The following is an 18,900-nucleotide window of genomic DNA, read 5'->3' as shown; positions in this document are numbered from 1 at the left end:
TCAGAAGTCCACGGGCGCGGCGGCGGGCGCCTCGGCGTCGAGCTTCGCGCCGATGCCGAGCTTCTCCTTGATGCGCTTCTCGATCTCGTCGGCGACGTCGGGGTTGTCGCGCAGGAACTTGCGGGCGTTCTCCTTGCCCTGCCCCAGCTGGTCGCCCTCGTAGGTGTACCAGGCGCCCGACTTGCGGACGATCGCCTGCTCGACCCCCATGTCGATCAGCGAGCCCTCCTTGGAGATGCCGCTGCCGTAGATCATGTCGAACTCGGCCTGCTTGAACGGCGGGGCCACCTTGTTCTTCACGACCTTGACCCGCGTGCGGTTGCCGACCGCGTCGGCGCCGTCCTTGAGCGTCTCGATGCGGCGGATGTCGAGCCGGACCGACGCGTAGAACTTCAGCGCCTTGCCACCCGTGGTGGTCTCCGGGGAGCCGAACATGACGCCGACCTTCTCGCGCAGCTGGTTGATGAAGATCGCCGTGGTGCCCGAGGCGTGCAGCGCACCGGTGATCTTGCGCAGCGCCTGGCTCATGAGCCGGGCCTGGAGGCCGACGTGGCTGTCGCCCATGTCGCCCTCGATCTCGGCGCGCGGCACGAGCGCGGCCACCGAGTCGACGACGATGACATCGAGCGCGTTCGACCGGATCAGCATGTCCATGATCTCGAGCGCCTGCTCACCGGTGTCGGGCTGCGAGACCAGCAGCGCGTCGGTGTCGACCCCGAGGGCCTTGGCGTACTCCGGGTCGAGCGCGTGCTCGGCGTCGATGAACGCCGCGATGCCGCCCTGGGCCTGCGCGTTGGCCACCGCGTGCAGCGTGACCGTCGTCTTGCCCGAGGACTCCGGGCCGTAGATCTCCACCACGCGCCCGCGGGGCAGCCCGCCGACGCCGAGCGCCACGTCGAGGGCGATCGATCCGGTCGGGATGACGTTGACCGGCGCCCGGCCGTCGTCGCCCAGACGCATGATCGAGCCCTTGCCGAACTGCTTGTCGATCTGGGCGAGGGCGAGCTCGAGCGCCTTGTCGCGATCCGGTGCCTGTGCCATGGAATGCCACCTTGCGTCGAAGGTCGGGGTGTCAGGGTCAGGGGTCGACTCTCTGGCGCCGACGCTAGGCGGGGGGTCCGACAACGGTGGAGCCGGACCGGCCGCCCTGTGGAGGAACGGAACGGTTGTGGACGGACGACGGCGACGCTGACGCCGCACGGCGGCCGTACGGAGGAGGGTAGACGAACACGTGTTCGATACCGAGCCCCGGTCGCCGACCGGCGTGTCGGGCCGGGCCCGGGTCCGCCTCGCGTCTGCCTCGGGTCTGCTCAGCGCCTCTCGGCCGGCACCTCGAACTCGGCGCACACCGCCCGCCACACGTCGCGGGGCTCGTCGCCGTCCTCGAGGGCCTGCTCGACGGTGCGCCCGCGGAGCGCACCGAAGACGTGGTCGCGAGCGATGGAGCCGGCACGCACGGCCCCGAACTCGTCGTCCATGAGCCGGCGGAAATGGGTCAGCCGCACGGGCCCCACGATAACCTCGGGGGCGTGGACCTCCTGCTCACCACCACGGCGTTCGACTCCCTCGGGGGCACCGTCGGCGCGGTGGTGGCGCTGCTCGGGATGCTCGCGGCGCTGGTCGTCCTGCTGCGCTGGTGGTTCCAGAACCGCGGGCGCTGACCAGGACCTCCTCACTGCACGTCGAGGTGACGCAGGCTCGGCCAGACGGCGTCCCACGGGGCGAGCCGGCCGGTGGCCAGCCACACCTGCGCCCCCGGGTCGGTGGGGCTCCCCACCTCCCCGACCGGGCGGACCTCGGCGAACCACGGCCGCAGCTCGTCGGCGGTCGACCCGACGTAGAGGACCGAGTCGACGTCGTCGCCCGGCGGCGGGAACCACCCGTAGCTGCGGTTGCTGCTCATCGCGGGCGGGAGCGTCCCCTCCGGGGCCCGGGCGTCGAGGAGGGCGGCGTAGATGTAGGACTCGGCCATCACCCCGGTGTGCGCCCGCCGTTCGGGCGGGAGCGCGTCGTACGCCCGAGTCGTCGCCTGCGTGACCTGGTCGCCGACCGTGGGCGCGGCCGCCGCCACCGACCCCGGCAGCACCGCGCCCGCCGCCGCGACGCTCAGGACGGTCGCCGGCCAGGCCACCCAGCGCAGGCGGCGGTGCCCGGCCTCGCGGCGGCGCTGCAGGCCGACCGCGCCCACCGCCGCGAGCAGCCCGTAGAGCCCCGCCAGGTAGTACGGGCGGCCGAGGGTGACCGAGAAGAACACGTAGAGGACCAGGGTCGTGAGCGCGAGGTAGCGGAGGTCGCGCAGCGCCGGGTCGCGGGCCAGGCGCCACAGCCCGAACAGCACCAGCGGCACGCCCATCACCCCGGCCGCCGCGAGCAGGAAGATCATGATCCCGGGGCGTCCCTGGTAGAGGGAGGCGGCCTCCGAGGCCACGATCGGGCCCATCCGCAGCTGCGGCCACCCGTGGAGGGCCTGCCAGACCAGCGTGGGCGCGGCGATCGCCGCCGCGATCCCGGCCCCGGCCCACAGCCTCGGGCGGCGCAGCAACGCCCGCGGTCCGAGCACCGCGACCGACACGAGCATCACCGCGGCCAGGAGCAGCACCTGGAACTTCGTCTGGGCCGCCACGCCGACGGCGACGCCGAGGGCGAGCAGCAGGCGGTCGTCCCGCACCCGCCACCACCGCACGAGCAGCCACCCGATCACCAGCCAGGTCAGCGGCTCCAGCGTGTAGGGCGTGAGCCAGTGCCCGCTGAGCGTGAGCCACAGCCCGGTGCCCTGGGCGATCGCGGTGAGCGTCTGCGCCCGCGTGTCCCCGCCGAGCTCGCGCGCGATCATCGCGGCGAGCACCACGGTCGCGGCCGTGGCGGCGACGGCCGGCAGCCGCAGCACCAGCACGTCGCCGGGCGCGATCAGGTCCATCAGGGCCGCGATCAGCGGAGCCATCGGTGGCTGGTCGACCGAGCCCCAGTCGAGGTGGTGGCGCCCGATCGCCAGCATGAGGGCCTCGTCGAACCACCAGCCGGGGATCCACGCGACGGCCAGGTGCGCGACGGCGACCGCGGCGGCGACGGCGCCGACGGGCCACCGCGCGAGACGCGGCACCGAGGCGGGTGCGGACGGGCCTGCGGTCGTGAGCGGAGCCGTGAGCGTCATGTCGACGAGCGTCGCGGCGGGGCCGGGCCGGCGACCACGGCGCACCGGCCGGAGATCACCGTCGAAGGGACCGCTCCCGGTCGACCTTCGGCCGGGGCGGCGTGTCGGACGGCGACGCTAGCGTGATCGCCGTGCCGCCCACCGCGTTCGTCGCGCGCCTCTACGACGCCGGCGCGCTCGCCGTCGCCCTGCTCGGGGTCTACCTCGCGCAGTGGCCCGAGCGCCCGGTGCTGGCCGGCGAGGCGCCGGCGTGGTGGTGGATCGACCTGGTCGGCGGCGTCCTGTCCGCCCTCGTGCTGCTCGCCCGCCGCCGCGCCCCGGTCGGCTCGGCGCTGGTCGTCTTCGCCCTCACGGTGCTGTGCACGTCGGCCTGGCTCGCGGGTGCGGTGGCGACGTTCTCCCTCGCCGTGCGCCGCCCGTGGCCGACGGCGGTGGCGCTCGCGGCCCTCTCGCTGGCGATCGGTCCCCTGCAGGGGCTGTTCCGCGCGCAGTCCGACGAGGCCGCGTCCTGGGAGACCTTCGGGTACGCCGTCATCATCACCGCCGCCGTCGTGGCCGTCGGCGCCGCCGTCCGCGCCCGCCACGAGCTGCTCGACTCGCTGGTCGAGCGGGCCGAGCGGGCGGAGACCGAGGCGGCGCTGCGGGCCGAGGCGGCCCGGACGGCCGAGCGCACCCGGATCGCCCGCGAGATGCACGACGTCCTCGCCCACCGCCTGTCGATGGTCTCCCTGCACGCCGGGGCGCTGGCCCACCGCCGGTCCGCCTCGCCCGAGGAGATCCGTGACGCGCTCGAGGTCATCCGGGCGGGCGCCCGCGACGCGCTGGTCGACCTCCGGGCGATCCTCGGCGTCCTGCGCGACCCGGACACCGACGACGAGGCCGACGCCGGGGTCGATCCCGCCCAGCGGCCGCCGCAGCCGACGCTGGCCGACCTGGAGCGCCTCCTCGACGGCGTGCGCGCCGCGGGCACGCCGGTGACGCTGCGCGACGAGCTGGCCGAGGGTGCCCTGCCCGACGAGTGCGGGCGCACGCTCTACCGCATCACCCAGGAGGCGCTCACCAACGCCGCCCGCCACGCCCCGGGCCGGCCCGTCGAGATCGTGCTGCGGGGCGCGCCGGGCGGCGAGGCCGAGCTCGAGGTGTCCAACCCGCTGCCCGCCGCCGGCCCCGTCCGGCCGCCCGGCAACGGGCTGCTCGGCATCACCGAGCGCGTCGACCTCGCGGGCGGTCACGTGCTCGCCCGCGGCCCCGATCACGACCGCTTCCGTGTCGCGGTGCGGGTGCCCTGGCCGGTGATGGAGCCGCGATGACCGACCCGACCCCGGTCCGCGTGCTCCTCGTCGACGACGACGCGCTCGTGCGCTCCGGCCTGCGGCTGATGCTCGGCGAGGCCGACGACATCGCGATCGTCGGGGAGGCCGCCGACGGGGACGAGGTGCCCGCTGCGGTCGCCGAGCACCGTCCCGACGTCGTCCTGATGGATCTCCGCATGCCGCGGGTCGACGGCGTCCGGGCGACCACCGAGCTCCTCGCGCGGCCCGAGGCGCCCGCCGTCCTCGTCCTCACCACCTTCGACTCCGACCAGGACGTCCTCGCCGCCCTGCGCGCGGGCGCCACGGGCTACCTGGTCAAGGACACCCCGCCCGCCGACATCGAGGACGCCATCCGCCGGGTCGCGGCCGGCGGCACGTCGTTGTCGCCGTCGGTGACCCGCCGCCTGATCGCGGCAGCCACCGGGCGGGGCTCGGGGCGCCCGGACGCCGGGGCCCGGCTGGCCGCCCTCTCCGACCAGGAGCGCTCCGTCGCGGCGGCCGTCGGGCGGGGCTGGAGCAACGCACGCATCAGCCGCGAGCTGCTGCTCTCGCTCTCGACGGTCAAGACCTACCTGTCGAGCGCCCTGGCCAAGCTCGACCTGGACAACCGCACCCAGCTCGCGCTGCTCGCCCACGACGCCGGGCTGTCGGCGGAGGACTAACCGATCAACCCGAGGACGCCCTTGCCGGTGAGGTAGATCCCGACCCCGCCGACGGCGAGCACCAGCAGGACCGTGGCGTGCCGACGTCCCCAGGCGTGCACCGCGCGGACGAGCTCGAGGGTCCGGTCCGGGCGCAGGATCACCAGCACGAGCACCGCGACCGGCACCGCGAAGCGCAGGAGGTTGTAGACCAGCACCTGCGCGATCCCGCCCACGGGGCTCGGGTGGGTCTGCAGCACCGCCACCAGTGCCGCGATGTAGTAGAGCCCGGGGAGGTTGGTCACGAGGCCCGCCCCGGCCATCGCGGCCGGCGTCGGGGACTTCAGGCGCATCGCGAGCGCGTCGGGGAGCACCGACGAGCGCTCCCGGTCGGGGCGCCGGCGCGGTCGCGGGAGGCGTCCCGTCCCGCGGGCGGCGGCCCAGACGATCGCCACGACGCCGAGGACGACGTCGACGATCAGGCGCCCGGCGGTGTTCTCCGAGCTCTGCGTGCTCGCGCCGAACGCCGTGACGACCAGGACGCCGACCACGACGCTGATCGCGGCACCGGCCACCAGGTACGCGGTCAGCAGACGCCGGGGGCTCTCGGTGAGCAGCACCGCGTAGACGATCGCCAGGGGCACGGCGCGCACGGCGCTGACGAGACCGAGGACCAGGGCCTCGGGGCTCACGGGACGCTCACCGCTCGTCCTCCGGCACCGGGCCGAGGTGCAGCGAGACCAGCCGCTCGCCGGCGAAGGACACGGTGAGCACGCCGGGCGTCCCGGACGCCGCCACCCGCCACACGACCTCCTCGCCGACGAGCTCCTTGCGCGTGACGTCGCGGGTGACGGCGGTGGCGAGCAGGACCGCGACGTCGTCGGTGGCGCGCCCGAACGGGGCCTCGACCTCGAGGCGGGCGCCGGCCAGCAGCGTCCGGAGACGCTCGACGTCACCCCCGGTCCAGGCCTCCTCGAAGCGCAGCGAGGTCAGGAAGACGTCGGCCTGCTCGGCGCCGCGCCGGCGCAGGTCGCGCAGGAACACCACGTCGCGGTTGACCTTCGACGCGGCGCCGAGGAGCCCGGAGACGATCGAGCGGTCGAGCTCCAGCACGCGCACGGCGACCTGGCGGTACCCGCTGGCCGCGGTGAGCGTGCCGGCGGCGAGGAGCTGGTCGATCTTCTCGATCGACGCGAGCTCCTGGTAGAGCGAGAGGTTGCCGGCGAGCTCGTTGCGGCGGTCGGCGATGTCGAGGGTCGTGCGGGGCTCGTCGTCGCGCCGCGTCGGGTTGATCTGGACGACCCAGAGCTCGTCGGGGTCGTCGTCGAGCAGCGGGGCCACCGGCGGGTTCTGCGAGAACAGCCCGTCCCAGTAGCTGCCGCCGTCGACGTGGATCGCCCGGAAGAGGGTCGGTATCGCCGCGGAGGCGAGCACGGTGTCCGGGGTGATGCGGTCGCGGCGGCTGTCGAACGCGCGGAACGCGCCGCTGCGGACGTCGACGGCGCCGAGGACGAGGCGCGGGTGGCGGGCGTCGGTGTCCGGGACGTCCAGCGCGTCGAAGTCGACGTGGCGGCGGAGCAGCCGGCGGAACTCCTCGCGGCCGTCGAACGCCGGCGGCACGAGGTAGGGGTTCAGCGGCGGCGCGAGCCCGAGGCTCTGGGCGACGCCCGCGCCCACGGCCACGGCGTTGCCGAGGCGCTCGAACGGGTTGCTCGCGGCGTTGTCCTCCCAGAAGCCCTCGAGGTCGGCCGGGATGCGGTCGCGCCGGCCGTCGCGCAGCGCCGCGAACGTCAGCAGCGCGTTGATCGCCCCGCCCGAGGTGCCGCTGACGGCGACGACCTCGTGGCCGTCGAACGCCCCGCGCTCGACGAGCCGGGACACCACGCCCGCGGTGAAGGCGGTGTGGCTGCCGCCGCCCTGGAAGGCCAGCGCGATTCTCACCGGGCCACGCTAGTGCTCCCGGCGTGCGTTCACAGCGTCGGTGTCGGGGGTGCGGGGCACCATGGAGCCGTGCCCCCTTCCGACGGTCCGGCCCCGCGGCGCTCCGCGGCCGTCCTCGACCGCTTCTCCCCCGCCACCCGCGACTGGTTCACGGGCGCGTTCGAGGGAGCCACCGCCGCGCAGGAGGGTGCCTGGGACGCGGTCGCCGACGGGCAGCACGCGCTGGTCGTGGCGCCCACCGGCTCGGGCAAGACGCTGGCGGCGTTCCTCTGGGCGCTCGACCGGCTGGCCACCACGCCGCCGCCCGAGGAGGCCACGCGCCGCTGCCGGGTCCTCTACGTCTCGCCGATGAAGGCGCTCACCGTCGACGTGCAGCGCAACCTGCGCTCCCCGCTGGCCGGGTTGCGCCAGGCCGCGCACCGCCTCGGGATGACCGAGCCCGACGTCACGGTCGGCTCGCGCACCGGCGACACCCCCGCCGACGAACGGCGCAGCTTCAACCGCACGCCGCCGGACATCCTCGTCACGACGCCCGAGTCGCTGTTCCTGCTGCTCACCTCGGCGGCGCGCGAGTCGTTGCGCGGGGTCGACACGGTGATCGTCGACGAGGTGCACGCCGTGCTCGCCTCCAAGCGCGGGGCGCACCTCGCGCTCAGCCTCGAGCGCCTCGACGCCCTGCTCGACGCCCCGGCCCAGCGCATCGGGCTCTCGGCCACCGTGCGCCCGGTCGACGAGGTCGCGTCCTTCCTCGGCGGCGGGCGCCCGGTGCGGATCGTCAACCCGGAGACGGCGAAGACCGTCCAGGTCCGCGTCGAGGTGCCGGTCGAGGACATGGCCGCGCTCGACGGCGGCGGGAACGCGTCGGGGCCGGGCGTCGAGGAGGAGGTCGAGGGCTCGGCCGCCGGCGCGGCGCAGAAGGCCTCGATCTGGCCCGCGGTGCAGGAGCGCGTGCTCGACCTCGTCGGCGAGCACCGTTCGACCATCGTGTTCGCCAACTCCCGCCGGCTCGCCGAGCGGCTCACCGCCCGGATCAACGAGCTCGCCACCGAACGGGCCCACGCCGCGGAGGACGAGCGGCCGCCCGTGGAGCTCGACACCGACGACGAGGCGGACGAGGTCGCGCCGGTCGTCGGGAGCGTGTTCCCCGCCGAGGCCGTCGGGCAGTCGGGGACGGCCGAGCCCGCCGAGGTGATCGTCGCCCGCGCCCACCACGGCTCGATGAGCCGCACCCAGCGCACCCTGGTCGAGGAGGCGCTGAAGTCCGGGCACCTCCCGTGCGTCGTGGCCACGTCGAGCCTCGAGCTGGGCATCGACATGGGTGCGGTGGACCTCGTGATCCAGGTCGAGGCGCCGCCGTCGGTGGCCAGCGGGCTGCAGCGGGTCGGGCGCGCGGGCCACCAGGTGGGCGCCGTGAGCGAGGGCGTGGTGTTCCCGAAGTACCGGGGCGACCTCGTCTCGTGCGCCGTCGTGGCCGAGCGCATGGCCGGCGGCCAGATCGAGGCGATGCGCTACCCGCGCAACCCGCTCGACGTCCTCGCCCAGCACGTCGTGGCGATGACGGCGATGGAGCCGTGGTCGGTCGAGGACCTCACCTCGCTGGTCCGGCGCGCCGCGCCCTTCGCCGGGCTGCCCGACTCCGCGCTGCAGGCCGTGCTCGACATGCTCGCCGGGCGCTATCCCAGCGACGACTTCGGCGAGCTGCGCCCGCGCATCACCTGGGACCGCGTCACCGACCAGCTGGCCGGGCGCCCCGGCGCGCAGCGCCTCGCGGTCACCAGCGGCGGCACGATCCCCGACCGCGGGCTCTACACGGTGGTCACGCCCGGCTCGGGCGAGGGCGGCACCGGCGGCTCGCGCGTCGGCGAGCTCGACGAGGAGATGGTCTACGAGTCCCGGGTGGGCGACACCTTCCTGCTCGGGTCCACCAGCTGGCGCGTCCTCGACATCACGCGCGACCGCGTCGTCGCCGAGCCCGCGCCCGGCGTGCCGGCGCGGATGCCGTTCTGGAAGGGCGACGCCCCGGGCCGCCCGCTCGAGCTGGGCCGCGCGCTCGGGGCGTTCGTGCGCGAGGTCGCCGCGGCCGACGACAAGGCGGCCCACGCCCGCACCGAGGCCGCCGGGCTGGACGCCAACGCCTCGACCAACCTCCTGACCTACCTGCGTGAGCAGAAGGAGTCCACGCGGCACGTCCCGAGCGACCGCACCATCGTCGTCGAGCGCTTCCGCGACGAGCTGGGCGACTGGCGGCTCGTGGTGCACTCCCCCTTCGGTGCGCAGGTCAACGCCCCGTGGGCGCTGGCGATCGCCGCGCGGTTCCGCGAGACGCGGGGTCTCGAGGTGTCCGCGGCGAGCGCGGACGACGGCATCGTCCTGCGGCTGCCCGAGGCCCTCGACGACGCCGGCGAGGAGATCATGCCCACGGCCGAGGACGTGCTGCTCGACCCGGACGAGGTCGAGCAGGTGGTCACGGCCGAGGTCAGCAACTCCGCGCTGTTCGCCGCGCGCTTCCGGGAGTGCGCGGCCCGCTCGCTGCTGCTGCCCCGGCGCGACCCGACCCGCCGCACCCCGCTGTGGCAGCAGCGCCAGAAGGCCGCCCAGCTGCTGAGCGTCGCGAGCCGGTTCGAGCAGTTCCCGGTGGTGCTCGAGACGATGCGCGAGGTCCTGCAGGACGTCTACGACGTCCCGGGGCTCGCCGAGCTCATGCGCGACGTGCGCTCGCGGGCGGTGCAGGTGGTCGACGTGGCCACCACCAGCGCGTCGCCGTTCGCGCGCACGCTGATGTTCGGCTACGTCGGGATGTTCCTCTACGAGCTGGACGCCCCGCTGGCCGAGCGCCGCGCCGCGGCCCTCTCGCTCGACTCCACGCTGCTCGCCGAGCTCCTGGGCTCGGAGGCCATCCGCGAGCTGCTCGACGGCGACGTCCTCGCCGAGATCGAGGGGCAGCTGCAGCGCACCGACCCGGAGCGCCACGTCCGCGACGCCGAGGGCACGGCCGACCTGCTGCGCTTCGTCGGCGACCTCACCACCGCCGAGGCGGCGGCCCGCGGCGTGCAGGAGCCGTGGCTCACCGAGCTGGAGTCCGCGCGCCGGGTGATCCGGGTCCGGGTGGCCGGCGAGGAGCGCTGGATCGCGATCGAGGACGCGGGGCGCTTCCGCGACGCCCTGGGCGCCGGCCTGCCGGTCGGGGTGCCCGAGGCGTTCACCGAGCCGGTGGCCGATCCGCTGGGCGACCTCATCGCCCGCTTCGCCCGCACCCGCGGGCCGTCCCGGTGGCCGCCGCGGCCCACCGCTTCGCCCTCGGCACCGCCGTCGTCGGCGGGGTGGTCGACCGCCTGGTCTCGTCCGGCCGGCTCATGCGCGGCGAGCTGCGCCCCGAGGGTGCGCCGCCGCTGCCCGGCGTGCCGGCCGACCTGCCCGCCAGCGGCCCGGACGTGTGCGACGCCGAGGTGCTGCGCCGGCTGCGGCGCGGCTCGCTGGCCCGGCTGCGCGCCGAGGTCGAGCCCGTCGAGCCCGCGGCGCTGGGTCGCTTCCTGCCGTCGTGGCACGGGATCGGGCCCAAGCGGATGCGCCGCTCGCCCGGTCCCGACGACGTCCTGGGCGTCGTCGAGCAGCTCGCCGGCGCGCCGATCCCGGCCAGCGCGCTCGAGAGCCTCGTGCTCCCGGCCCGGCTGCCCGGCTATTCCCCCGCGCTGCTCGACGAGCTCACCAGCGCCGGGGAGGTCACGTGGACCGGGTGCGGGTCGCTGGCCGGCGGCGACGGGTGGCTGGCGGTGGCGCCGACCGACCTCGCCGACCTGCTGCTGCCCGACCCCGAGGACGAGCACGTCGACACCCCCCTGCACCGCGCGCTGCGCGAGACGCTCGACGCGGGCGGGGCGCTGTTCTTCCGCCAGCTCACCGAGCGCACGCAGGCGGTGCTGCGCGAGGGCGGCGAGGCCGAGACGGCGCTCCCCGACGACGCGACGCTCGTCGCCGCGCTGTGGGACCTCGTGTGGGCCGGTCTCGCCACCAACGACACGCTCGCGCCGGTCCGGGCGCTCGTGTCCGGCGGCGGGTCGCGCGGCAGCGGGGCTCGCGGGGCGGGCGCACAAGCAGCGCCGCTCGCCGTCGCGAGGCCGCTACGCCCGGCTCGGGCGGGCACCCATGCCCTCGCGCACCGGCCCGCCGACGGCCCAGGGCCGGTGGTCGGGCGTGCCCGTCCGCGAGGCGGAGCCGACCCGTCGGGCGCAGGCCCGCACCGAGGCGTTCCTCGAGCGCCACGGCGTGCTCACCCGCGGGGCGCTCGACACCGAGCGCGTCACCGGTGGGTTCGCCGGCATCTACCCGGTGCTGCGGGCCATGGAGGAGTCGGGCCGGGCGCGGCGCGGCTACGTCATCGAGGGCCTGGGCGCGGCGCAGTTCGCGGTGCCCGGCGCGATCGACCGGCTGCGGGCCGAGTCGCGCCTCGAGGACGACGGCAGCGCGCCGAGCGCCCTCGTCCTCGCCGCCACCGACCCCGCCCAGCCGTGGGGTGCGGCGCTGGAGTGGCCGCCGACGACCGGGGACAACTCCCACCGGCCGGGGCGCAAGGCGGGTGCCCTCGTCGTGCTCGCGAACGGGGAGCCGGCGATCTACGTCGAGCGGGGCGGCAAGTCGCTGCTGAGCTTCACCAGCGAGCGCGACGCCCTCGCCGCGGCCGCGTCCGCGCTGGCCACGGCCGTGCACGAGGGCTGGCTCGGCGGCATCGCCGTGGAGAAGGCCGACGGGTCGGGAGCCCTCGACGGGATCCTCGCCGAGGTGCTCACCGACGCCGGCTTCCGGCACAGCCCGAAGGGCCTGCGCCTGCGGGCCTAGGGTGGGCGCCGACACCGATCAGGCGAACAGCAGGGAGCGGTATGGCGCTGGCGTGCCCCACGTGCGAACAGTCCGCGGCCGAGTACCTCGGGATGGCCGACGACGGGCGCAACATGATGCGTTGCACCAGCTGCGGGCACGAGTGGGTGCTCGGCGCCAAGCCGGTCTCCCCGCGGGCGATCAGCCAGACGACGCGGTCCCGCAGCACGACGACCCGCAGCACCACGACCCGCAGCGCGACGACCCGCACCACGACACCCGGCTCGACCACCGCCGGCGCGACCACGCCCCGGGCCCGGACGTCGGTGCCGGGCAGCTCGCGGCCGGCCCGTGGGGCCCGCCCGGTCGAGGGCGTCGACATGGCCCGTCGCCGCTTCCCGACCGTCGACGACGTGGCGCCCGGCGCCCTGGTGCGTCTGGAGAGCCTGCGCAAGGAGTTCCTCGCCGACTTCCCGCGCCCCGACCCCGAGGCCGGGCTCTACCGCGACGTCTACCGGCAGGCGTTCGAGGCCGACGCCCTGCCCTACACGACGCCCGTGGCGCTCAAGGACTTCGCCAACAGCAAGGTCGTGGCGAGGCCCGGCAACATGAGCCGCTTCAACGACGAGTGGAAGACCCTCGGCAACCAGCAGGCCGCCGAGGCCTTCCGCGGCGTGATCGAGTACCTGCTCCGCGGCGAGGAGCCGGCCTCCCAGGAGGACCGGCTCACGACGCTGATCACCTCGGACGAGCCGCCGGCCATGCCCGGCTTCCGCGAGTCGATGCTGACCCGGGTGCTCTGCATCGCCGAGCCCGAGCGGTTCCTGCCGATCCTGGTCTACTCGAGCCCGGCCGGGGGCAAGCGCGAGATCGCCCGCCGGGTGTTCGGGCTCGAGCTCCCGGCCCCCGCGACGACGGGGCAGACGATCGGGCGGCTCGTGCACTGGAGCAACGACCTGCTCGTCGAGCTCGTGGGCCACCGCTTCGTCGACCTCGACCACGCCCGCCAGTTCCTCTGGTGGGTCAAGGACCACCCGGACCTGGGCTGACCTCGTTGCCCGGGGCGAGCTTCGAGCGACGGCGGCCGTAGAAGAGGTAGATCACGAGCCCGATCACGAACCAGACCGCGAAGCGCAGCCACGTCTGCGGGTCGAGGAACGTGATCAGCCAGAGCGAGAAGATGACGCCGATGATCGGCACCACCGGCATGCCGGGGCAGCGGAACGAGCGCGGCAGGTCGGGACGCCGGTAGCGCAGCACGACCACGGCGATGCAGACGACGACGAAGGCCAGCAGGATGCCGATGTTGGTCAGCTCGGCGGCCTCGCCGATCGGGAGGAACCCGGCGATGAGGGCGGACGCGACGCCGAGCACCCAGGTGATGCGGTTCGGCACGCGGTGCTTCTCGCTGGTCCTGGAGAACCACGGCGGCAGCAGGCCGTCGCGGCTCATCGCGTAGCCCACGCGCGTCGCGCCCATGAGGAACGTGAACAGCACGGTGAGGATCCCGAGGATCGCGCCGACGGCGACGATGAGCCCCACGAGCGGGAGCCCGACGTCGGCGAACGCCTGCGAGAACGCCGCCTCGCCGTCAATGCGCGTGTAGTCGACCATGCCGGTGAGCACGAGGCAGGCGAGCACGTAGAGCACCATCGAGATCGCCAGGGAGTAGAGGATCGCCTTCGGCATGTGCTTCTGGGAGTCCTGCGACTCCTCCGCGGCGGTGCTCATCGCGTCGTAGCCGAAGACCGCGAAGAACACCGTCGCGGCGCCGGTGAAGATGCCCGCGAGCCCGAACGGCGCGAACGGGCTGTAGTTGCCGGCGTCGATGTGGAAGGCGCCGACGACCACGACGAGCAGCACGACGCCGACCTTGAGGTAGACGAGCGCGGTCTCGGCGCGGGCGGCGTTGCGCATCCCGCGGTTGAGCACGAACGCGATGAGCAGGCAGAGCAGCATCGCGAACAGGTCGACCTTGTGCGTGCCCGGCGCCAGACCGTCGGACTCGGTGCCCGGCGCCCCGAGCATCCACTCGGGCAGCGAGAGGCCCAGGAAGCCGAGCAGGTCGTTGAAGTAGCCGGAGATCCCGATCGCGACCACGGCGACGATCGCGGTGTACTCGAGCAGGAGATCCCAGCCGATCAGCCAGCCGACGATCTCGCCGAGCACCACGTAGCCGTAGGTGTAGGCCGACCCGGCGCGCGGGATGAGCCCGGCGAACTCGGCGTACGAGAACGCCGCGGCCGCGCTCGCGACGCCGGCGACCAGGAACGACAGGAGCACCGCGGGACCGGCCGTCTCGTTGGCCACCTGCCCGGCCAGCGAGAAGATGCCGGCGCCGATGATCCCGCCGACGCCGATCGCCGTGAGCTGGCGCAGCGTGAGCGTTCTGCTCAGGCCCGTCGAGCCCGCGTCGGGACCCGTCTCGATCTCCTCGACGGGCTTGCGACGGAACAGGGCCGCGATCCCCCCGCGGGGCGACGTGGTCGTCATCCGCCCATCTTGCGATCTCGGAGAGCGACGGACCAGACACGGATTTCACGCGGCCGATCCCGTTCGCGGTGATCAACGGGGACTTCGCGCGCGTAGAAGCAGCGAACAGCGCGTTCGCTGCCACTCCGGCCGGCGTCCGGACCGCGTCAGGACGAGGTGCCGACCCAGCCCAGCCGGGTCGAGAGCTCCTCGGCCGCCGCCCGGAGGTCCGGGACGATCGCGCGGGCACGGCGGCGCGGCAGGCGGTAGGCCGGGCCGGCGGCGCTCAGCGCGGCGACGACGACGTCGCCCGCACCCCACACGGGCACGGCCACGGCGTGCAGGCCCACCTCGAGCTCCTCGAAGGACCGCGCGTTCCCCTCGTCGACCACCCGGGCGAGCTCGGTGCGCAGCGCGGCCGCCTCGGTGATCGTCGAGTCGGTGTAGCGGGGCAGGCGACGGCGCAGGAACGCCCGGCGCTCGGCGTCGCTCATGTACGCGAGCAGGACCTTGCCCGCCGAGGTCGCGTGCAGCGGCGTGCGTCGACCGACCCAGTTGCGGGTGGTCACCGACGACGTCCCGAACTCCTGGGCGACGTTGATGGCCGCCTCGCCGTCGTGGACCGCGAGGTTGACGGTCTCCCCCACCACCTCGGCGAGCTGCTGGCAGGTCGGCTGGCCGAGACGGGCGAGGTCCATGCTGCCGGTGGCCGCGGCCGCGAGGCGGACGACCCCGAAGCCCAGGGCGATCCGCCCCCGGTCGCCCTTCTGCTCGAGCAGCCCGCGACGCGCCAGGGCGGCCACGAGCCGTGAGGCCGTGGACTTGTGCACCCCGAGCTCCTCGGCCAGCTCGGTGATGCCGATCTCGCCACGAGCCGCCACGATCTCGAGCACGGTGACCGCGCGATCGACCGATCGGACGAGCGCGGGCTCCTTGCCGTCGCCGTCGCCGTCGGTGCGTGCCATCGAAGGACATCCTCTCCGACCGGACGGAGGCGACCGGGCGGCGGGGTGCGGCGCGACGGCGGAGCCACCGCGGGTTGCGGGATGCGCAACCGTAGCGTGTCGTCAGCGTGTCTGCCGCTGCTCCCGCGACGGGACGCCGTTCGGCCCGCCGAGGTCGACCGCGTAGGTGCCCAGCGAGACCGCGAGGGCGTCGAGCATCCGGTCGAGGGCGACGCGGTCGATGTTGGCAACGGTGTCGCAGGCCTGGTGGTAGCACCGGTCGAACGGAACACCGGCCTGGCCGCCCCACAGCGCGGCGTCCTCCGGGGTCTTGACCTCCTCGGCCCCCGTGAACAGCCCGCCTGACGGGATGCCCGCCTCCACGAAGGGCCCGTAGTCCGAGCGGCCGTCGAAGTCGGTGCCGCGCGACGGCACGCCGGTGGCGGTGAGCGCCGCGGCGAGGGTCCGCTCGATGCCGTCGGACCCCGTCGGACCGGGCGGCGCGCCCTCACGGTCGGAGTCGTCGCCGTCGTAGATCAGGTAGGCGGGGTTCGGCGAGGCGAGCATGTCCGAGTTGAGCAGCACCGCGATGTCGCGGCGCGCCTCGGGCGTCAGCCCCTGCACGTAGGCCGTCGACCCGAGCAGGCCGTTCTCCTCGGCGCCCCACCACCCGAAGCGCACGGCGTTGGTGACCGGCGGGGCGCCGCCCATCCGCATCGCCAGCTCGAGCTGGGCGGCCGACCCGGAGCCGTTGTCGTTGATCCCGGGTCCCTGCGGGACGGAGTCGAGGTGGGCGCCGCTCATGACCACCTCGTCGGGGCGCCCGGTGGTGGTCTGCGCGATCACGTTGCGGGTGGTCACCGTGGCCGTGCGCGTGGCCAGGGTCAGGCCGACGGGGGTGCCGCCGCGGGCGACGAGCCCGTCGAAGTCGGCCTGCAGGAGCCCGCCGGTGGGCAGGCGGCCCTCCGCGACGGAGCCGAGCGTGCCGCCGAGGGGGCCCGGCGCGTTGTTGCCGACGAGCACGGCTGCCGCGCCGACGTCCGCCGCGACCTGCTGCTTCTGTGTGAACGTGCACGACCCGCGCCGCACGAGCACCACGGCGCCGCGGGCGGGGAGGTTCGCGTAGTCGGTCGCCTCGCAGCCCGGCGTCGGGTCGGCCGGCGCGTCCGGCGCCACCACGAGCGGCGCGGTGACGCCGCCGGGCGGGGTCGCGGGCGAGTAGGTCAGCGCGGTGACCGCCGGGCCGGGCGTCCCGCCGACGGTGAGCGTCTCGGCGTCCACGGCGAAGGTGTCGAACGGGAAGCTCGGCGTCTCCACCCGGAACCCCGCCCGGCGCAGCTCGCCCGCGACGTACTCGACGCTCGCGTCGTAGCCCGGCGAGCCGGCCGCGCGGTTGCCGGCGTTCGCGTCCGCGATCCGCTGCAGCTCCTCGAGCCGCGCGAACGCCCCGTCCCCGGTGTTCTGCTCGGCGAGCCGGCGCGGCAGCCCGGGGTCACCGGTGGGTGCGGCGGCGGGGCTCGGCCCGGACGGGGCGGGCTGGGGCGGGGCCGTCGTCCCCGCGCCCCCGCTCCCCCCGTTGCCGCAGGCCCCGAGCGCGAGGGCGGCCACGATGACCAGCGCCGCGGCGCTCCGTCGAGACGCGATCATGCTCACGGACCGTAGCGGATCGGTGCGGACGCGGTGACGGCAACCGCCCGGACCGGACGCGGGGCGCGACAAGAGACACGTGTCCGGAGGAATGCCCGCCGTCTACAGTTGGTTGGCACAGCCAATTACCCCTCACGTCCTCCGGGAGGATGCGTGCCGAACACCGGCGCTCCGGAGTCGGTGGACTCGGTACCGGGGAGCGACGCACCCCGCCCGGCGCTCGTGGTCACGGTCCTGTCGTCGGTCGGGCTCGTCGCCTCGCTGTGCATGACGCTGGTCGTGCCGCTGGTGCCCCAGCTCCCCCAGCTGCTCTCGACGACGTCCGCCACCGCCTCCTGGGTGATCACCGCGACGCTGCTCGCGGGTGCGGTGGCCACGCCCATCGCCGGCCGGCTCGGCGACATGATCGGCAAGCGCCGCGTCCTGCTCGCCACGCTCGGACTGCTCGTCGTCGGCTCGGTGCTGTGCGCGGTGACCTCGGACCTCGTGCCCGTCCTCGTCGGCCGCGCCCTGCAGGGCGTCGCGGTGAGCGCGGTGCCGCTCGGCATCAGCCTCATGCGCGACACGCTCCCGCCCGAGCGCCTCGGGTCCGGGATCGCGCTGATGAGCGCGACGCTGGGCATCGGCGGCGGCCTGGGCCTCCCGCTCGCCGCGGTGATCGTCGAGATCGCCGACTGGCACGCCCTGTTCTGGGTCGCGGGCGCCCTGGGGCTCGCGGGCCTCGCGCTCGTCGCCATGGTCATCCCCGAGTCGACCACCCGCTCCGGCGGGCGCTTCGACACCGGCGGCGCGGTCGGCCTCTCGATCGGCCTCATCGGCCTGCTGCTCGCCGTCTCCAAGGGCGCCGAGTGGGGCTGGGCCAGCGCCGCGACCCTCGGCTCGGCGGGTGTCGCCGTCGTCGCCCTCGTCGGGTGGGCGCTCTACGAGCTGCGCGTGCGCGACCCACTGGTGGACCTCCGGCTCAACGTCCAGCGCGCGGTCCTGCTGCCGAACCTGATCTCGATCCCGGTCGGCGTCGCGATGTTCACGGGCATGGTCGTCTTCCCGCAGCTGCTCTCCGCGCCGGTCGCCTCCGGCCACGGCCTCGGGCTGAGCCTGCTCGTCGCCGGGCTCACCCTCGCCCCGAACGGCATCGTGATGATGGCGATGTCGCCGGTGACCGCCCGCATCTCGAGGATCTGGGGTCCCCGGACGTCGCTGCAGATCGGCCTGGTCATCATCGCCGCGGCCTACGGCGCCGGCACCCTGCTGCTCTCGGCGGCCTGGCAGGTCTCGCTGGTCATCGCCGTGATCGGTGCGGGCGTCGCGCTGGCCTACGGCGCGCTCCCCGCGCTGATCATGCGGGCGGTGCCCACCACCCGCACCGCCGCGGCCAACGGCCTCAACACCCTGATGCGCTCGATCGGCACGTCGACGGCCTCGGCCGTGGCGGCGGTCGTGCTCTCGGCGTCGACCGTGCCGGTCGAGGGCACGCTCGTGCCCTCGCTGGGGGCGCTGCGCACCACGCTGATCATCGCCGCGGGGTGCGCCGTCCTCGCCCTGCTCGTCAGCCTCGCCGTGCCGTCACTTCCCGACCCGGCCCGGCGCGTCGAGTCCTTCGGGGACGACGCGCCCGACGCCTCGGTGGCGGACGAGCCCGCCGCGCCGGCGCTGGTCCGTGGCCGGGTCCTGCACGACCACGGCGCCCCGGCGACGGGGGCGCGCGTGACGCTCGTGGGCCACGACGGCCGGCAGCTCGCGGTCATCCCGGTCGACCCCGACGGCGGGTTCGCGGCGGACCCCGGCACGGAGCGCCCCGCCCTGCTCATCGCGGGCCTCGCCGGCGCCCGGCCCGCGGCCGTCCACGTCGTCCCGGGCCAGGACACCCTCGCCCGCCCGCTCGTGCTGGCGCGACCTGAGAGCTGAGCCCGGGGTTTGTGCCGCGCCCCACGCGTGGCACTCCTCCCCCGAGGACCCGACGACGTGTCCGGGAGGGCTCC

The 18,900-nt window shown here is 75.0% G+C and carries 13 protein-coding genes and 1 pseudogene; 6 read left to right on the top strand and 8 right to left on the bottom strand.

Annotation, left to right across the window (positions count from 1 at the left end):
* Positions 1–1,041, bottom strand: a complete 1,041-nt coding sequence (gene recA / locus ACQPYN_RS11605) for a recombinase RecA (protein WP_274189194.1) — start codon at positions 1,039–1,041, stop codon at positions 1–3.
* A gap of 269 nt (positions 1,042–1,310) precedes the next feature.
* Positions 1,311–1,505, bottom strand: coding sequence for a DUF3046 domain-containing protein (locus ACQPYN_RS11600; RefSeq protein WP_274189193.1), 195 nt, complete (start codon positions 1,503–1,505; stop codon positions 1,311–1,313).
* 24 nt (positions 1,506–1,529) lie between these two features.
* Here ACQPYN_RS11600 and ACQPYN_RS11595 point away from each other — a divergent pair, with 24 nt between their 5' ends.
* Entirely contained in the window at positions 1,530–1,661 is a 132-nt protein-coding gene (locus tag ACQPYN_RS11595) for a hypothetical protein (protein ID WP_274193530.1), read from the top strand.
* An 11-nt stretch (positions 1,662–1,672) separates the two neighbouring features.
* Here ACQPYN_RS11595 and ACQPYN_RS11590 read toward each other — a convergent pair whose 3' ends face one another.
* Positions 1,673–3,151, bottom strand: coding sequence for a glycosyltransferase family 39 protein (locus ACQPYN_RS11590; RefSeq protein ID WP_433036927.1), 1,479 nt, complete (start codon positions 3,149–3,151; stop codon positions 1,673–1,675).
* Positions 3,152–3,282: 131 nt separating this feature from the next.
* Here ACQPYN_RS11590 and ACQPYN_RS11585 point away from each other — a divergent pair, with 131 nt between their 5' ends.
* Complete coding sequence (locus ACQPYN_RS11585) at positions 3,283–4,461, top strand: sensor histidine kinase (RefSeq protein ID WP_433036925.1); 1,179 nt, start codon at positions 3,283–3,285, stop codon at positions 4,459–4,461.
* Positions 4,458–5,126: a response regulator transcription factor gene (locus ACQPYN_RS11580; RefSeq protein ID WP_433036923.1), complete on the top strand. Its 669-nt coding sequence runs from the start codon at positions 4,458–4,460 to the stop codon at positions 5,124–5,126. Before ACQPYN_RS11585 ends, ACQPYN_RS11580 begins: the two co-directional genes overlap by 4 nt.
* On the opposite strand, the gene ACQPYN_RS11575 is transcribed toward ACQPYN_RS11580, so the two are convergent.
* Entirely contained in the window at positions 5,123–5,797 is a 675-nt protein-coding gene (locus ACQPYN_RS11575) for a GAP family protein (RefSeq protein ID WP_433036921.1), read from the bottom strand. The genes ACQPYN_RS11580 and ACQPYN_RS11575 overlap by 4 nt on opposite strands.
* A gap of 7 nt (positions 5,798–5,804) precedes the next feature.
* Positions 5,805–7,046, bottom strand: a complete 1,242-nt coding sequence (locus tag ACQPYN_RS11570) for a patatin-like phospholipase family protein (protein ID WP_433036919.1) — start codon at positions 7,044–7,046, stop codon at positions 5,805–5,807.
* Between the two features lie 69 nt (positions 7,047–7,115).
* Here ACQPYN_RS11570 and ACQPYN_RS11565 point away from each other — a divergent pair.
* Positions 7,116–11,879, top strand: a pseudogene (locus ACQPYN_RS11565) (ATP-dependent helicase).
* A 41-nt stretch (positions 11,880–11,920) separates the two neighbouring features.
* Entirely contained in the window at positions 11,921–12,907 is a 987-nt protein-coding gene (locus tag ACQPYN_RS11560; RefSeq protein WP_433036917.1) for a hypothetical protein, read from the top strand.
* Here the strand turns inward: ACQPYN_RS11560 and ACQPYN_RS11555 are convergent.
* The 3 genes from ACQPYN_RS11555 to ACQPYN_RS11545 form a co-directional block, all read right to left on the bottom strand.
* Positions 12,882–14,351 carry an amino acid permease gene (locus ACQPYN_RS11555; RefSeq protein ID WP_433036915.1) on the bottom strand — a complete coding sequence of 490 codons (1,470 nt, stop codon included), beginning with the start codon at positions 14,349–14,351 and terminating at the stop codon, positions 12,882–12,884. The genes ACQPYN_RS11560 and ACQPYN_RS11555 overlap by 26 nt on opposite strands.
* A 146-nt stretch (positions 14,352–14,497) precedes the next feature.
* A complete protein-coding gene (locus tag ACQPYN_RS11550) occupies positions 14,498–15,295 on the bottom strand; it encodes an IclR family transcriptional regulator (protein ID WP_433036913.1) in 798 nt (265 codons plus the stop codon).
* Positions 15,296–15,397: 102 nt separating this feature from the next.
* The gene (locus ACQPYN_RS11545) at positions 15,398–16,921 is read right to left on the bottom strand and encodes a M28 family metallopeptidase (protein WP_433036911.1); all 1,524 of its coding nucleotides are present in this window, start codon (positions 16,919–16,921) and stop codon (positions 15,398–15,400) included.
* Between the two features lie 153 nt (positions 16,922–17,074).
* On the opposite strand from ACQPYN_RS11545, the gene ACQPYN_RS11540 reads away from it, so the two are divergent.
* Complete coding sequence (locus ACQPYN_RS11540; RefSeq protein WP_433036909.1) at positions 17,075–18,826, top strand: MFS transporter; 1,752 nt, start codon at positions 17,075–17,077, stop codon at positions 18,824–18,826.
* The last annotated feature ends 74 nt before the right edge of the window (positions 18,827–18,900 follow it).

The sequence above is a fragment of the Actinomycetospora sp. CA-053990 genome, assembly GCF_050948445.1.
In the GTDB taxonomy this organism is placed as follows: Bacteria; Actinomycetota; Actinomycetes; order Mycobacteriales; family Pseudonocardiaceae; genus Actinomycetospora; species Actinomycetospora callitridis.
The sequence above is the reverse complement of the archived record's forward strand: the minus strand, read 5'-3'. Positions and strand labels throughout refer to the sequence as shown.